The following is a 16,569-nucleotide window of genomic DNA, read 5'->3' on the forward strand; positions in this document are numbered from 1 at the left end:
TATGATGAACAAAAATAAAACAGATAAAATTATTGTAAGCCTAACCAAATGGTTTGGTATCGCATTATTCGTAGGGATCATTATTTGGGGAGCTACCTATTTCTTAAAAGGGTATCGCTATGAACAGACCAATGATGCACAGGTAGATGCTTATCTTTCACCTATAAGCGCAAAAGTGGGTGGCTATATCAGCCAAATATATTACAAGGACAATCAGCTTGTTAAAAAAGGTGATACGCTTGTGGTCATTGAGTTGGACGAGTATGGACTGAAAAAAGATGCTGCATCAGCAGAGCTCATGAGTTCACACGCCAAATTACCAATTTTGACGGCTAACGAAGAAACACAGCTTAAAAGCATTGAGGTTATGAAAGCACAATTGGCAGGAGCTAAAGCAAGATTGAACCAACAGCAAAAAGAATTTGACCGTTATAAAAATCTACTGGCAGATGAATCTACCACACAACAGAAATTCGATAACATCAGTGCTTCTTTATCCATTGCACAGTCAGATTATGATCAGGCTAAAGCTTCTTTACAAGTAGCAGAATCTAAACTTAATGATTTTAGAGCGCAACATAATGCGATACAGGCAGAGATAAAAATTAAAGAAACACTTCTTCAAAGACAGGAATTAGACATTCGATACACGGTTATCACTGCACCTTTTGATGGACAAATTGGTAAAAAGACTATTCAGGAAGGTCAACTGATACAAGCTGGGCAAACATTGGCTTTTTTGGTGAACAAAGCTGAGGAAAAATGGGTAATTGCAAATTTTAAAGAAACACAGATTGGCAACTTCAAGATCGGACAAGCTGTATCCATTGAAGTTGATGCCTTTCCGAATGAAAAATTCAATGGTACTATCGAATCACTTTCGCCCACCACAGGTTCACGTTATTCATTACTTCCACCAGATAATGCTACAGGCAATTTTGTCAAAATCATCCAACGGATTCCTGTTCGTATTAAACTAACCGATACGCCTGAAAAATTAGGAAAACTCTCTGCCGGAATGAATGCCAATGTTTATGTTTTAAAAGATTAATGATGCAGGCACATAAAAAACCTATTTTCAAATCCTGGGTATCTGAATGGGTGGCGAGATCCGTCATATTTGCCATTCTGATGACTTGTCTGTTTAGCTTCGCTTTTTACAGCAGTCCGATTGCAACAATGGGATTTTACGGTATACAACCTACCGATGTACAATATGGCATGGTCGTTATTTACGGCTCTACCGTAGCTTTCCTGGCACTTGATTTTCGAATCGTAAAATATTTTGCCCCTAGGAAATATTTACTGATTGCCCTTGCCGTAAATGCAATATGTTCTGTAATCTGTTTTCATTTCAAAGATTGGACATTGTTTGTTATCTGCCAGTTTTTTCAAGGAATTACCTGTGCCTTGATGTCAGGAATTGTGTTACAACTAATTTTTCCACGTTTACAGTCTGTACGTGCACGTGTGATCGCTTATAGCCTACTGTATGGCAGCATACAGATTGCCGTTCCTTTTTATTCTATTTTTACCAGCTTGGTCATTGATTTTTTTGATTTTAACTGGCTATTCTACGGATTTATTGTCATACTCTTAATGCTAACAATTACTGTATTGCTAACAATGAACAGTAAAGCTCGATTTACCAAAAAGATTCCACTTTATCAGGTGGATTGGATAGGTTATCTGTTTTACGTGTCTTTCATCTTAATCTTAGGATACATCCTTGTATATGGGCGACAATTGGGATGGTTCGGTAGTTCATTAATCACTATGCTTAGTGTAATCAATTTAATTATTCTTTCACTTTTCATCATGAGAGAATTGAAGCTTAAACGACCATTAATCAACTTACAGATTTTCAAGACAAAGAATTTTGTCATTGGGCTATTACTACTTTTTACATTTTATATTTTTAAGGGAAGTACAGGACTTGCTTACGGCTATCTTGAAGTAATTTTAGGAAATGACCCACTGAGCACCATTCCGATATGGACGTCTGTAATTTTTGGAACTACAGTGAGTATGTTCATTACCTCTAGATTTGTCTTGATGGGCTACAACCTGATAAGAATGATTATTGCTGGCTTTGGAATAATGGCGATTTATTATGCTTATATGATACTATTTGTTTCTGTACAGGGCGAAACAATTGATTTCATTTTACCGATGTTTCTTTATGGTGTGGCAACAGGAGTCTTATTTGTCCCTATTGTTTCGTTTACAGCTTCATCAGCACCGCCAGCAATTGCTATCAATGCATCGCTTGTTGGAATATTGGCTAGGTTTACTGGATTTGCAGCTAGTCTGGCACTGAATAACGAACTTCAATTATTTGCAAAATCAGGAGTTCGCGAAAAGATTCGGGAAGCAGTTACGGAAACGAACCCACAATTGCTAGCTACCTTACTGGATATTCAAAATCAATATACGAATGCCGGTAGCGATATCTATACTTCAAAAGCAGTATCCTCAGGATATTTTAATCAAATGGTAGGTCATCAAATATTGGCTCGTGCTACTAGAGATTATTACGACTGGATGCTAATAGGTGTGATTTTGGTAATTGTTGTTTTGCTCCTCTTGCCACAAATTCAACATGTTGTTTTGAAATTAAGAAAAGGTAATATCCCTTATTAGAATGAACAATATATTCTACAACATATCAAATAAATTAGATGAGGATCTTAAAAAATCATCTTATCGATGTTACTTCTGTAAGTGCCCCTAAAAATAGACAGTTTAAAATTGGGATCAATGCTTGTATTTAAGTTATTTGATATTAAAGCGAATCGTTTCTACGGCAAATACACTACACTCCCTTAGGATATTAGGACTTTCATTTCTCTAGTTCCTAAAATACTAGGAAGTAGTTATTCTATACCATTAATTTTAGTAAGTCGGATTTGTAAGAAGCTCCAATTGGAATTTTATGCATGCTTATCTTTAATCTATTCCCTTCAATCATTTCAATATGTTGTAATGAAACGATAAATGACTTATGAACCCGTTTAAATAGTTTCGAGGGTAAAATATCTTCCAGACTTTTCAAGGTATATAGGGCTGTAATTCGCTCCTTGCTTGTGTGGAAGGTTACATATTCTCTTTGTCCCTCAACGAATAACAAATCATCATAATTAATTTTGTAGAACTTAGTTCCATCTTTTACCGTAAAATAAGAAGATTGGTATTCCTTGGGATCATTTTGTTCGGTCGGTCTTTTAATCTCTTTTTTCACATAGTCAAATCTATCTTTAGCCTTATAACAAGCCGTTAAAAATCTCGAAAATTCCACCGGCTTTAGCAAGTAATCTACTGCGTGCTGTTCGAACCCCTCCAACGCATACTCTGAATAAGCAGTAGAAAAAATAATTAACGGGCCATTCCGTAAGCTTTTTGAAAACTCTACTCCTGTCATACTAGGCATCTGTATATCAAGAATAAGCAAGTCTATCTGCTGCTCGGCCATTAATCCCATTGCTTCAAATACATCGCTACAAGAACCAATTAAATTCAGAAATGGAACCTTTTCAATATAATGTGTCAAGAGCTTACGCGCATGAAAATCATCATCCACTACCAATACCTTCATGATACTATTTGTTTAGCTATTTTAAAAACCAATTGTAAACTGTACAACTCGTCGTTTTCTTGGATGATTAGTGAATAGTCATTATCAAAATTCATCTCCAATCTTTTCCGTAAATTTTGCAAACCGATATGTGTACTCCTTACAATGCTTATCTCGCCTTCTGAAGATTTTGTATTAACCGCTTTAAAGGTCAAAACATTTTCTTCACACGCTAAATCCAAACGAACAAAGTCTGTATCCGAATGTAGAGAACAGTATTGAAAGCAGTTTTCGATAATCGGCTGAAAAATCATCGGTGGCACAAGCTTATCGTGATTTCCGGCATTGCTATGGTTAAATATAATCTTTTGTTTATCAGTTTCATTTCTCGATTTCTGAAAATCCAAATAGTGTTCTATATACTCAATTTCTTTACCCAACAACACGTGTTTAGCATCACATTCTTCTAGAACATAGCGCAGCATTTTAGACAATTTCATAACATAATCAGAAGCCTGTTTGGAATCAAAATAGGTCATGGAATATATATTATTTAACGCATTAAATAGAAAATGGGAATTAATTTGTGATTTAAGCATATTCATCTCCATCGTTTTTTGCTCTATAATAGATTCCTTGTCTTTATTTAGAAAATAGATTACAGTACAAAAAATATAAGTAATTGCTGAAATATTATTATGACTTTGTTTTTGTGATAAAAGGTCGATTTCTATCTGAAATAACGTGCGAGAAGTTCCTAAAATAAAATATACCAATACATTGACTAGTATAATTAGTGCAAATGAGCAAAGGATGTACACAATAATCTTAGATCGAGCTAGCAATTTAGGTATCAATAATTTGGTGGTCACTATCCAGACTAAAAAAATGTTCAGGGGTGTCAGCAATGCTATAACTGTTGCCGGAAAGAAGGAGTATGGTGAGATCACATTTACCAAGCTAACATAGCAGATTAGAATCCCAACTATCACTGTCATTCGTTTTTTAGCCAGTTTTTTCATACACAACAAAAATACGCAATAAATAGGCTTGGCAAAAAATATCCTACGAACCTAGCGGATTTCAATACCAACGAGCCATTTTCTAGTATAACCTCGAATTTCATGTGTTTTATATCGTTTACATATGTTCATGTAGATTGATAGCACACTTGTTGAATATTTTTCTGCTCTTGCATTCTCCTCTTCATTTTTGTCCGCAACATTAACAAAATGATATGGGAATACGACAAAGTCAATTTAGTCTGTTTTTGCTTACGTTCTGTCTGGCGATAGTTTCGACGGTAACTAACGCACAACAGATAAACAAAGGCGGTACCTTAGAAGAGTGCATCAATTATGCATTAGAAAATAACGCAAAGATCCGACAATCAGAAGCGGATTATCATGAATACTATTACCAAATCCAAGAAGTTAAATCTAACTTGCTACCTCAGGTATCTGGAAGTGGTGTTATAGACCGTAACATCGTTATACCCACAATGATACTTCCTGGAGAAATCGTAGGTCAACCTGGGACAAAAATTCCAGCACAGATGGGCACAAAAAATCTCCTTGATTTTTCGGCCCAAATCGAGCAGGTCATTTTTGACCCTGCATTATTTCAGGGGATTAGGATTGCAAAAACCAACCAAGAGCTGTTGACTCTTCAGAAGGAGCTTACAAAAGAAGAAGTTATCTACAATGTAAGTACGATTTTCTACGAAATAGCACGGACTAAAGAAGAGTTGAAAAATGTAGAAGACATGCTTATTCTACAAACCGAAAGCTATACCATTGTCGATGAACGTATCGCACAAGGTATTAGTCGGCCCGTTGATCGTAACCGTATTCAAGTGAATATAAACGGTCTAAAAACTAGAAAAAGAGGCTTAGAAAGCATAATTTACCAACAGACAAATTATTTAAAAGCCTTGATAGGTGTGAATGTCAATGAAGATTTCACAATCCAATACGGAATCGCTTTGACTCCCCAAATTAATGATGCTTTTCCACCTTACGATAACACAAATCGGACAGAGATTCAACTATTAACGACCCAAAAAAATCTAGTGAACTTTGAAATTATACAAGAAAAAAAGAAATACCTCCCAACACTTTCCGGTTTATTTTCCGCCGGATATCAGTTTCAATCCGATCAGTTTAGAATAACCCAAGATCCTTGGTTCAGTTCCGTTGCCATTGGTTTACGTCTTAAAGTTCCCATTTTTGATGGTCATGCAAAACGCAGCAGAATACAGCAATTACATTGGCAAAACCAACGGATCGAATCTCAGATTCTGCAAAAGCAACACGACCTCGAAGCTGACGAACGTAATGCATTCCATAAACTACAACTCTCACGGGAAAATCTAACAGAGCAAAAGCAAAATTTGAATTTAGCCGAAGACAATTACAACAAAACCAATTTACTCTACAAACAAGGATTGATCGATATCGGTGAGGTCTTCAGCACGGAATCATCTCTACTGGATGCAAAAACAGCATACAGTAATGAATGTATTGCTTATAAAATTGCAGAAATAGAATTTCAGAAGGCCTTAGGAACACTTAAAAATAACTTATAAAAACAAAAGAACAATGAAATCGCAAATAAGTATAGCAGTCGGTGTTATCGTCATTTTAATTGGATTATTAATAGGACAACTATCGGCCAACAAAGAAAAAATGGCTGCAGACATCGAAAAATCCCTCGTAGTCAACACCACCGTACCCGTAATTATTGAGACACCTGCTAAAGCTACCTTACACAATGCCATCGTACTGCACGGCACTATTAGGCCTGAAAATGAAATACCCATTCTTTCAAAACAGCAAGGAATAATCATCAGAAAGTATAAGAAAACTGGCCAATCCGTTCGTAAAGGAGAACCAATCGCGCAGATAGAAAATGAAATCTTACAAAAAAGTCTACAGTCAGCTCAGGCAAATTATGCGAAACTAGCAAAAGATGTGGAGCGGTACCAGATACTAAAAAAGAATGGTGCTGTAGCAAGCCAAGAGCTCGAAACTATACAGATGTCACTACGCGATGTGGAGGAGCATATCAGGAGCCTAAAGGATCAAATAGCCAACTCAACGATCCTGTCTCCGGTAGACGGTATTATTGCTGCGGACTATGTCGAAGAAGGGCAATTCGTCATGACAGGTGGACAGATTGTACAGATTATCTCGGGCAGTGGATTAAAGCTATCCCTGAGTACAGCGGAGTCGGATGTTTTAATGATTAAAAAAGGTCAAGAAGTGACTGTTAAGGTAAGCGCTTTAGCAGGACAACCCATCCAAGGAATCGTAGAACTCATCTCGCCCAAGGCTAATAACCTGCACTATTACATCGTTGACATCACGCTAAAAGAGAACAATCCTGATTTAAGAGCAGGTATGTTTGCATCTGCCGAATTGTCCCTGACAGCCAAAGATAATGATATCGATGATATCGTTATTAGCCGCAAAGCGATAGTAGGCAGCACAAAAAAACCGTATGTGTATGTCGTTAAGAACGGAATAGCACAAAAAAGAGAAATCAGCCTTGGTTCTTACAACGATAAACAGATTGTTGTCCGTTCGGGAATAACATGTCAAGACACCGTCATCACGAGTGGCCAAATCAACTTATCGGACGGATTCCCTATCACGATTTTAAACAAGTAACAAAAATGAATTTAACAAAAATATCTATCAAGAGGCCTACTGCAGTCATTATCGTCTGTATTGCATTAGCAGCTTTCGGGATCTATTCTCTGATGAATATCAATCAGGAACTTATGCCAAAAGTTTCTACAAATACCATCTCCATCACAACACTTTATCCAGGTGCAGGCGTACAAGAAGTTGAAAACTCGGTCACAAAAAAAATCGAAGAAGCAACCGCAGCTTTGGAGGGTATAGACAATGTTATGTCTACATCGATGGAGAATTTTTCGCTTGTAACCATCACACTAAAGCCGGGTACGAATCTCGAAAAAGTGATGCAGGAAGCACAGCGGGAAGTCAATAAGATTCGTTCAGAATTGCCTGACGACGCTAAAGAACCGGCCGTTACCGATTTTAAAGTCACAGACATTCCGATTATGACCATTGGAGTTACCTCGTCGATAGATGAAATGGAACTATATGAAATTGTCGACAGTAAGATAAAACCAGCATTGGAACGCATATCCGGTGTAGGTAGAGTTGCTTTAATCGGAGGCCTTGTAAAAGAAGTTCAAGTGAATATCGACGAAGATAAGCTCAAATCTTATGAGCTATCCATCAGCCATGTTGCCCAGATACTGATAACATCCAATATGGAGTTTCCTACCGGGAAATTAATCAACGAAGAAAAACAGTTACAGATACGATTAGAAGGCAAATTTCAAACACCTTCTGATATCGGACATGTTATTTTGAAAACTTTACCGGACGGCACTTCAGTAATGGTCAAAGATGTAGCTGAAGTGGCAGATACTTATAAAGAAGTAGCAACTATCAATCGAACCAATGGTATCCCATCGATTGGTATTACCATACAGCGTTCAGCAGATGCAAATACGGTAGAAATATCAAAAATAGTAGCGATCCACTTAGCGCTGTTAAAGAAAAAATATGAAGAAGAAAAAATTTCTTTTGTGGTAGCGGTTGACAATGCCGAATTTACAATTGAAAGCGCAAATTCTGTTTTAATTGATCTGGTCTTGGCCATTGGCTTGGTAGCGGTCACCATCTTGCTTTTTTTGCAGAGTTTCCGCAATTCTATTTTTGCAGCAGTTGCTATACCGCTTTCTTTGATCATTACGTTTATACCGATGTATCTATTCGGGTTTAGTCTCAATATCATGTCTTTGCTGGGATTGACACTGGTCATCGGAATTTTGGTTGATGACGCCATTGTGGTCATCGAAAATATACATAAGCATCTAGAACGTGGTAAAACTGTAGTCCAAGCCGCTTATGATGGCGTCAAGGAGATTGGATTTACCGTCATATCCATTACGTTAGTAATTGTTGTTGTATTTGTACCTATTTCGCTGACACAAGGAACGATCTCCGATGTCTTCCGTCAATTTGCTCTAACCATAGCGATTGCGGTAATCGTGAGCCTAGCCGTCGCTTTTACAGTTATTCCGTTGATTTACTCCCGGTTTGGCAAACTGGAAAAAATTAACCCAGATTCTTTTCTAGGTAAATTACAGGTTGCTTTCGAACGTGGGATTACCTCTGTAGCATCTTGGTTTGGGAATATCCTGAACTGGTCATTTTCAAATAAAACTATCGTGTTTGCGACGGTCGGCGTCTTACTTGTCAGTTCGATGGCGCTTATTGACCAAGGGTTTATTGGTAGTGATTTTGCCCCGCAAGGCGATCAGGGACAATTTGTCATTAAGCTTGAACTCCCAAAAGATGTAACAATCCAACAAACCAATGCCTCTACTTTTCAGGCCGAAAGTATCGTTCGCAATAATTCGGCCGTAGAAAACGTATTTACTACCGTTGGTGCCGAAGAAAATGGGCAATCACAGGCCAGTTTGGCCGAACTCCGTGTTAAGCTTGTGCCACATAAAAACAGAAAAATATCGGCAGGCGACCTTGCACAAGAGTTGAAATCAACGTTGCAACGAACACTGCCTGATGTGATTGTTAGTCTAGGAATGACCGATATGATGGGGAATATCGATGAAGCTCCTGTTCGCTACTACGTTACTGGCCAACATATAGACACTGTACGCGCTGCAGCCCATTTACTCCTTGAGGAAATGAAAGATATTAAAGGTGTTGTCGATCCAGAGCTATCTACCAAAGAAGGAAATCCGCAGATCAGTATTGTACCCGACCGAAAAAAGATGGCAGATCTCGGTGTGGCTTTTGCTGACCTAGGACAAACATTAAGCCTCGCTTTCAGCGGCAATACAGATGCTAAACTTCTTCGGGATGATAAAGAATACGATATTAATATCCGTTTGGATCAGGCAGATAGAGAACAGATCCAGCATGTAGAAAATATTTCGGTCATGAACAATAAGGGGCAACTCGTTCAGCTAAAACAGTTTGCTAGTATCACGGAGACACAAGGTCCAACACTTTTAGAACGACGTGATCGAAACCCGTCCATTAGTGTGAGTGCACAGGTAGGTGGAAGACCCATCGGCGATATAGGCGCTGATATCAATCAGGCCATCGAACATTTAAACTTATCAGAACAGATAGAGATTATCCCTGGGGGAGAGTTGGAGATGCAAGGTGACAGCTTCGGCTCATTAGGTATGGCCTTATTGGTATCCATTTTCTTGGTGTACTTTATTATGGTTTTGCTCTACAACAGCTTTGTGTATCCCTTGGTGGTATTAGGTTCACTGCCGTTAGCTATTATTGGTGCATTATTGGCTTTGGCTTTGACCATGCAGACATTAAATGTCTTTACCCTTTTGGGAATGATTGTTCTCATTGGTTTAGTCGCAAAGAATGCAATTTTATTGGTAGACTTTACCAACCATCTTAAAGAACAAGAAGTGCCACTAAAAGACGCTCTTTTACAGGCGACACATGAGCGGTTTAGGCCAATCGTGATGACAACCTTGGCTATGGTTGTCGGAATGCTACCAGTCGCTTTAGCTTCAGGTGCAGCCGCAGAATGGAAGAACGGATTAGCGTGGGTCATTATCGGTGGCCTAATCAGCTCTTTATTTCTCACTCTTATTGTCGTCCCTCTTTTTTACTATGTGATGGATCGCTTGTTGAGTCGAATCGGATCAGGCAAACGAAAAGAAATCGTGATTCTGGAAAATGAATAAACTATGGAAAGAGAAGATCTAGCGTTTATTCTAACCTGGCCCGACACGACCATCCGTGGAGACGAGAAATGGATGATGTTCTTTAAGAAAATCGGTTTAGTGAAAAATTTAAACTTTAAAGTTGGTCATACGGGTATTGTTATTGTTGAACGACAGACCGGCGAGATGCTCTATTACGACTTTGGGCGCTATGTAACTCCTCGAGGGTACGGGCGTGCGCGCTCAAAATTTTCCGATCCTCGTTTGGATATTAAGCTCAAAGCAAAATTTGACGGTGAACGCATTACCAATCTAGAAGAAATTATCACGCACTTTGAGCTCTTGAAATCAGAAATGAAAGGGACAGGAATATTATATTTTTCCATTGCGCGAGACATCAGTTTTACACTCGCAAAAAAATATGCCGATCATTGTGTACTTGAAGGTAGTTACCCATATGGTGCGGTAGCACGTGGAAATAATAATTGTTCGCGCTTTATTGTCCGAATGCTGATGTGTTCATCCGTTCGGTACAATTGGTTTCATGGTATCAACTTCCCCGAAACGATCAAAGCGAGCCCGATTAGTAATGTCGTAAATGCGACCTCAGACAGAATAGTATATTTATACTCGCGACAAAAAGGCTTAATTCAATTTAAGATGAACCGATTTCAGTCTGTATTTTTTTTATTGAAGAAACTGAGAGATAATGTAAAGTCCAATAAGGCGAAATTGTTGCCCACCGATCAGATCATAGGATGTATGTTGCACACTGTAAGACCTCGGAGTATACCTTCTGACGCACAATACCTAGGAGGCGTGGGTGATGGGGCTTGGTATCATCTACAGCCGACCGAAGATGGTATGCTTATCGTCAAAAGATTTAACTCAGATGGTGAACTAGAATATACTGTTCTAGGTGAAGCCGCCACCCCTTTAGCTCTGTCACTACCTTGGAAAATTACATATGATAGCCATCTTCTCTTTACCCATGTTATACAGAAAGGGCGCAAAATTCTGATTTACCATAGACAACAACTAGCTAATAATTTATCAAGATTAATGACTACACATTTGGAACAATTTTGAATAATAACTTAGAGGAAGTACTTCTTTCTATTTACAAAAAGATAATTAAATGGACGAATTTTGTAATAAAGCGATAAAAAAATTGGAAACAGCGATCAATGAACTCGAACTCGAATCTGACTATCAAATAATGCGAATAGAAGTTATCATACATTTGATTATCAAAAGTTTGGTAGACATTAAAGAGTATACTCTGAAAAGAGGCTTCAAGAGCGAAAAAGAAGAAATTCGCTTTTTCAAATATCAGAAACCTACCCTTGTTGCAAAACTCATTTATTACAATACCATTTATAAGATTGAGACGAAGAAACCCAACGGGGCAAAATCTATTAAGAAGTACCTCAATAGAGAATTGAAAAAACTCAAACGGTACTTTGACAACAACCTTGATTTTTATAAATACTACCGTACCAATAATACTTCGCTTGATGAGAAGCTATTTCTACGGGGCAACCACGATATAAAGCTATGCTTAGACACAGGCTATTTTCAGTCCGATTTATCTTTTTCCACCTCGCATGATTATAAGGTTGCTAAGATAATAGGTAATGATTTGATACAGGTCTATATCGAAGACCAGTTGTACAATAAAGATCAAAAGGACAATCCAAAAGCCCTAATTAAACTGAACTGGACATGTAGTAAGGTGGCAATAATCGAATTGATTTATTCTCTGCACTATCAAGGTGTCTTTGACAATGGGAACGCAGATATAAGGCTAATAGCGAAGTATTTTGAATATGTGTTTAATATCAATTTGGGTAACTTCTACCAAACATATTTGGAATTGCGAAACCGAAAGATGAACCAAACGAAATTCCTCGATACACTTCGGGAAACGCTTATGAAGAAGATGGACGAGCAGGACGAAAAGTAGGGTTTGGGCGTGTCACGGTCTGCATTTTGCCACCATACAACAGGCTATCGAAAAAATGCAGACGGGTCGGGCTATCCACTGTATCTTTTGCGGATCTGCGAGGACCGCAAAAGGATGTCGCTTCTATCCCTCACGCTGTATGCCGTCAAAAAAACAAAACATTTATTTCCTTTTTGGCTTCCTCTTTTCAAACTCAAAGCAGGTTTCGCCTTTATCGTTCATGACGATATAGGCATTGAATTTATTGCCTGAATTGCTTTTCATGCCCTTGATAAGGTCGGTCTTACCTTTAGTCAAAAGACTTTCTATATAGGTAACGCTCAATGGTACTCCGCATACAATACGGAATTGAAGCCAACCACAAGCCTCATCGGGGCATTTTACAACCTTGTTCCATATCAATAGCTGTTGGCTTTTGCATTTGGGGCAGGTCAGTTCGGGTTGTTTTTCTTTGGCAATGCCCGTGTCCAAAAGCTCCCGTGTAATGGTAGTAGCATAGGTTTCCATATCTCGGTGAAAAGCATCTGCATCCGCATCGTTGTTTTCGATTTTCTGTAATGCCATTTCCCATTCGGCGGTCATGGCTACATCGGCAATCTTTTTGTCCTTGACAGCCCCGTAAACCTGCAATCCCTTATCAGTCGGGACTAGAGATTTATTTTCACGCCGAATATAATCCCTTTTAAAAAGCGTTTCTATAATGGAGGCTCTTGTGGCAGGTGTACCGATACCGATGTCTTTAAGGGCTTTGCGTTCGTCCTCGTTGTCCACTTCCTTTCCGGCATTTTCCATTGCGGACAACAGACCTGCCTCGGTGTAGAGCACAGGCGGTTTGGTTTTCTTTTCCAGTACGGATGCCTCTTTGATTTTCAGCTCATCGCCGACCTTTAATTCCGGCAGTTCCTGAACAGACTCGTTGTCCTCATCTATAAATTTTTCTTTGATGCCACGCCAGCCGGCTTCGAGAATTTTGCATCCTTTCAGTGTAAAATCATAGTGTAAAGCCTGCAATCCGATGTCCGTTATTTCTTTGGTACAGACAGACGAAAGGGCTTCCAACAGGCGGTGCGCAATCATATCATAGATAACATTTTCGTGTGCTGTTAATTCAAACGGGATTTTTTCGGTAATCAGCAGACCGTGGTGGTCTGTGACCTTTACGTCATTCACGATGCGTTTATTGAAACGACCCCATTTCACTTTTCCTACCGCTTTTTTGCAGGAAGCACGGGCTTCCAAATTCCTTACCAGTGCAGGGATTTCCGACCATATATCTTCGGGAATATATTTACTCCCCGTACGTGGATAGGTGATAAACTTCTTTTCATACAGGCTTTGGGCGATGTCCAATGTTTCCTCGGCGGTATAGGATGCTCTTTTATTGGCTTCTTTCTGCAATCCCGTTAGGTCGAACAGCAAAGGCGTTTGCTCCGTAACCGTTTTGCTTTCGACTGATGTAACGGTAGCTGTTCCGTTGCGCTGAATGGATTTCAGCGTGTCGTCAGCGAGTTTCCTCTCATCCCATTTGGTCTTGGAAAGGCTCTTAAAGTCCACAAATTCTTTGCGGTGTTCCAACTGGATTTGAAAGTATTTTTTGACGGTAAAATCCCTGTTTTCCAAATACCGCTTGCAGATAAGGGCAAGCGTAGGCGTTTGTACTCTTCCAAGCGAGTAAACACCACGCCCTGCCGAAATGCTCAATGCCTGCGAGGCATTGATACCCACAAGCCAGTCGGCTCTGCTTCGCCCTTGTCCGGCACGGTAAAGCCCGTCAAAATCGCTTCCGGCTTTTAGATTTTCAAAGCCCTGTTTAATCGCCTTTTCCGCGAGCGAGCTTATCCATAGACGTTCAAAGGGTTTCCGGCACTTTAGGTATTCATAGATGTACCTAAAGATGAGTTCCCCCTCACGTCCGGCATCGGTGGCCACGATAATACTATCGCATCTTCCGATGACCTGTTGGATAATCTTCAACTGTCTTAATGCTCCGTTATCGGGAACATAACTTTTGTCCTTTTTTATCTTGCGTACCGTAAGTATAAAAGGGTCGGGCAAAATGGGCAGGGCTTCCCTTTGGAAACCCGATACCCCGTAATCTTCGGGCATCGCCAGTCCGACCAAATGCCCCAATGCCCACGTAACCTGATAGCCATTCCCTGTGAGGTAGCCATCCCGTTTTTCGGTCGCTCCCAGCAGGGTAGCTATTTCCCTCGCCACACTTGGCTTTTCTACAATGATTGCTTTCATAATGCTAATGGATTAAGTGTTGGACATTTCTCTTTGAGAAACCCCTCCGTCTCTTTTGAGAGGGGATTTCCATAGAAAAATGTTTTTTGATGGTATTATCTTCTTACCCCTCTGGATTTAGTCGAACGGTTGGGGTCATTCTGCCGTTGCTGTTGCGTTTTGTTTTTCGGTGTTTGTTGCTCCGGTTTCAACGGTTCGTTGACGTGCTTGGTTGCTTCGTTGGTTTTCCCGTTCGAGTTTACGGCAACCTGTGTTTTGTGCGTCTCGGCAGGCTGTGCCTTATTTTTCATCGCATTGGGATTCTTAAAGTTGAAATTATAACCCCCTGTTTCTTTGTTCAGCGTAACGTAACCTTTATAGGGGTTTCCCTGCCCATCTTTGAAATCCGAAATGCAAAGCGTTTTGCCCTCGGTGAGTTGCTTATACTGTTCATCGGAGAACGTTTTCCCACGGTAGTATTTCGGGTCGTTTTCCTGTCCCTGTTTGGGGGCTTTATCGCCAAAAAGAAACTCCGTATATTTTTTGTCGGCGTTGAACTGCACATGGGCATTTTTGTTCGTACTGTTCTTAAAATCCAAACCCTCTAAATAAACGGCTTTCCCATCTTTAAAATCCCGTTTTTGGTCTTCGGTCAGCTTTACGCCCTTAATCTCATCGGGTACTTTTATCCTGTCCTGCCGGAATGCGATAACCTCGTTCGTTAGGTGGTCGATACTGATAATGGACGGTATCTTTTCGCCTGTCTTGCGGTTGGTCAGTTCTACCACACGCCCCATGTTTCCGGTTTTGAGCAGATTGTCCCTGTCTTCTTTGGTAAACTCGTGACCAAAGAAAGGGGCTTTGAGGTTGGGTTCATGGCGTACACCGTACATCATAAGTACAGGTTTTCCGTCTTCACCATCTTGGAAACCGAGCCTTGCATCCGTGCGTATGATAACCGCACCGAAATTGACACTTGTGGGATATACCTTATTGGTCTTATAGCCCTTTAACAGCAAATCCAACTGCCCGTCTTTTTCAAGCCTCTCTTTGTTTATTCCAAATTGGGCTAAATAATTCCAGTCCACATCTTCCGCCTTATAGCGGTATTCGTTTTTCTCCTTTGCTTGCTGTGTTTCCGGTGTCGCCTGTGGTGCTTCTACATCCTTTTTGGTTTCCTGCTGTTGCTCCTTTGGCTCTTTGACCTCGTGCTTTGCCATGACAGCCTCGCCCTCTTTGGTTGGAGTATTGACCTGTTTCTGCATTTCTTTGGCGGTTTCGACCGCTTCTTTTGCAGGTACTTTAAAGAATGAGAAATGGGTCGGGTCTTTAAGCTGTCGCCACAAGTTGGAGAAGAAATTTGTAAACAAATCTCCGGCTCTGTCCACTCGCATAAATTGGCTTTGGTTTTTCTTGGTGGCATCAACGGTTTTCAGATTGCCGTTTTCGTCAACACCCGTAACGGCTTGGATTTTCTTTTTTTCCTTGTCCATCACCAACAGCATATCCGAAAGCTGTTCGGGATATTGCTGTGGATTTTCATTTGTCTGTTCGCTCATGATATTAATTTTTTAAAGTTTACATTGTCCGAAAGTAGGTGAAGCAGGTACGGCATAGCCGTACCCGTCTTTTCGTGGTAGGGTTCGTCATCTGTTTTCTTTTGTACGCCGTATGGGTGCTTTGAAACTTTCCCTAATGAACTGGTGTACATCCGATAGTTTGTAATACAGCTTTCCGCTAATGGTGTAATACGGTAGCTTGCCCGTGGAGCGGTATCGTTGCAGGGAGCGGTGGCTGATTTTCAGCATGAGGAGCAGGTCTTGGTTGTCCAGTAATTCCTCGCCGTCTATGCTGTGCCGTTCTTTCTTGATGTTTAGGACGTACTCTTTCAAAATATCAAAACGCTCCATGATACGTTCCATCCATGCGATAAATTCCATTCTGTCGATGTTCATAACAATACTTTTTAATGATTTCTAACACCACAAAATTGGAGCGATTGGCGGAGGCTGTCGTCCGATACGTGTCTATCAAAAA

General features: G+C 40.0%; 12 protein-coding genes. 7 read left to right on the forward strand and 5 right to left on the reverse strand.

Annotated features, from left to right (window positions below):
• The first annotated feature begins 4 nt into the window (after window positions 1–4).
• Both B0I21_RS11410 and B0I21_RS11415 read left to right on the forward strand, forming a co-directional pair.
• Window positions 5–1,051: an HlyD family secretion protein gene (locus tag B0I21_RS11410; protein WP_133640783.1), complete on the forward strand. Its 1,047-nt coding sequence runs from the start codon at window positions 5–7 to the stop codon at window positions 1,049–1,051.
• A gap of 2 nt (window positions 1,052–1,053) precedes the next feature.
• Window positions 1,054–2,643: an MFS transporter gene (locus tag B0I21_RS11415; protein WP_208292324.1), complete on the forward strand. Its 1,590-nt coding sequence runs from the start codon at window positions 1,054–1,056 to the stop codon at window positions 2,641–2,643.
• Between the two features lie 238 nt (window positions 2,644–2,881).
• Here the strand turns inward: B0I21_RS11415 and B0I21_RS11420 are convergent, their stop codons facing one another.
• Both B0I21_RS11420 and B0I21_RS11425 read right to left on the reverse strand, forming a co-directional pair.
• Window positions 2,882–3,595: a LytR/AlgR family response regulator transcription factor gene (locus B0I21_RS11420; protein WP_133640598.1), complete on the reverse strand. Its 714-nt coding sequence runs from the start codon at window positions 3,593–3,595 to the stop codon at window positions 2,882–2,884.
• Entirely contained in the window at window positions 3,592–4,596 is a 1,005-nt protein-coding gene (locus tag B0I21_RS11425; RefSeq protein WP_133640599.1) for a sensor histidine kinase, read from the reverse strand. Before B0I21_RS11425 ends, B0I21_RS11420 begins: the two co-directional genes overlap by 4 nt.
• Before the next feature lie 215 nt (window positions 4,597–4,811).
• Here B0I21_RS11425 and B0I21_RS11430 point away from each other — a divergent pair, with 215 nt between their 5' ends.
• The 5 genes from B0I21_RS11430 to B0I21_RS11450 are packed head-to-tail and all read left to right on the forward strand — an operon-like array spanning window position 4,812 to window position 12,306.
• Entirely contained in the window at window positions 4,812–6,161 is a 1,350-nt protein-coding gene (locus B0I21_RS11430; protein WP_133640600.1) for a TolC family protein, read from the forward strand.
• A 13-nt stretch (window positions 6,162–6,174) separates the two neighbouring features.
• Window positions 6,175–7,245: an efflux RND transporter periplasmic adaptor subunit gene (locus B0I21_RS11435; protein ID WP_133640601.1), complete on the forward strand. Its 1,071-nt coding sequence runs from the start codon at window positions 6,175–6,177 to the stop codon at window positions 7,243–7,245.
• A 5-nt stretch (window positions 7,246–7,250) separates the two neighbouring features.
• Entirely contained in the window at window positions 7,251–10,361 is a 3,111-nt protein-coding gene (locus B0I21_RS11440; protein WP_166637838.1) for an efflux RND transporter permease subunit, read from the forward strand.
• A gap of 3 nt (window positions 10,362–10,364) precedes the next feature.
• Window positions 10,365–11,429 carry a DUF6695 family protein gene (locus B0I21_RS11445; RefSeq protein WP_133640603.1) on the forward strand — a complete coding sequence of 355 codons (1,065 nt, stop codon included), beginning with the start codon at window positions 10,365–10,367 and terminating at the stop codon, window positions 11,427–11,429.
• Window positions 11,430–11,478: 49 nt separating this feature from the next.
• Window positions 11,479–12,306 (forward strand): RteC domain-containing protein, encoded by an 828-nt coding sequence (locus B0I21_RS11450; RefSeq protein WP_133640604.1) that lies wholly within the window; start codon window positions 11,479–11,481, stop codon window positions 12,304–12,306.
• Between the two features lie 162 nt (window positions 12,307–12,468).
• On the opposite strand, the gene B0I21_RS11455 is transcribed toward B0I21_RS11450, so the two are convergent.
• The 3 genes from B0I21_RS11455 to B0I21_RS11465 all read right to left on the reverse strand — a co-directional run bounded on the left by B0I21_RS11455 (window position 12,469) and on the right by B0I21_RS11465 (window position 16,487).
• Window positions 12,469–14,553, reverse strand: coding sequence for a type IA DNA topoisomerase (locus tag B0I21_RS11455; RefSeq protein WP_133640605.1), 2,085 nt, complete (start codon window positions 14,551–14,553; stop codon window positions 12,469–12,471).
• A gap of 95 nt (window positions 14,554–14,648) precedes the next feature.
• On the reverse strand, window positions 14,649–16,091 hold the full coding sequence (locus B0I21_RS11460) for a DUF4099 domain-containing protein (RefSeq protein ID WP_133640606.1): 1,443 nt from the start codon (window positions 16,089–16,091) through the stop codon (window positions 14,649–14,651).
• An 87-nt stretch (window positions 16,092–16,178) separates the two neighbouring features.
• A complete protein-coding gene (locus B0I21_RS11465) occupies window positions 16,179–16,487 on the reverse strand; it encodes a helix-turn-helix domain-containing protein (protein ID WP_013632691.1) in 309 nt (102 codons plus the stop codon).
• Window positions 16,488–16,569: the final 82 nt, after the last annotated feature.

It is taken from the genome of Sphingobacterium paludis, assembly GCF_004364125.1.
GTDB classification, from domain to species: domain Bacteria; phylum Bacteroidota; class Bacteroidia; order Sphingobacteriales; family Sphingobacteriaceae; genus Sphingobacterium; species Sphingobacterium paludis.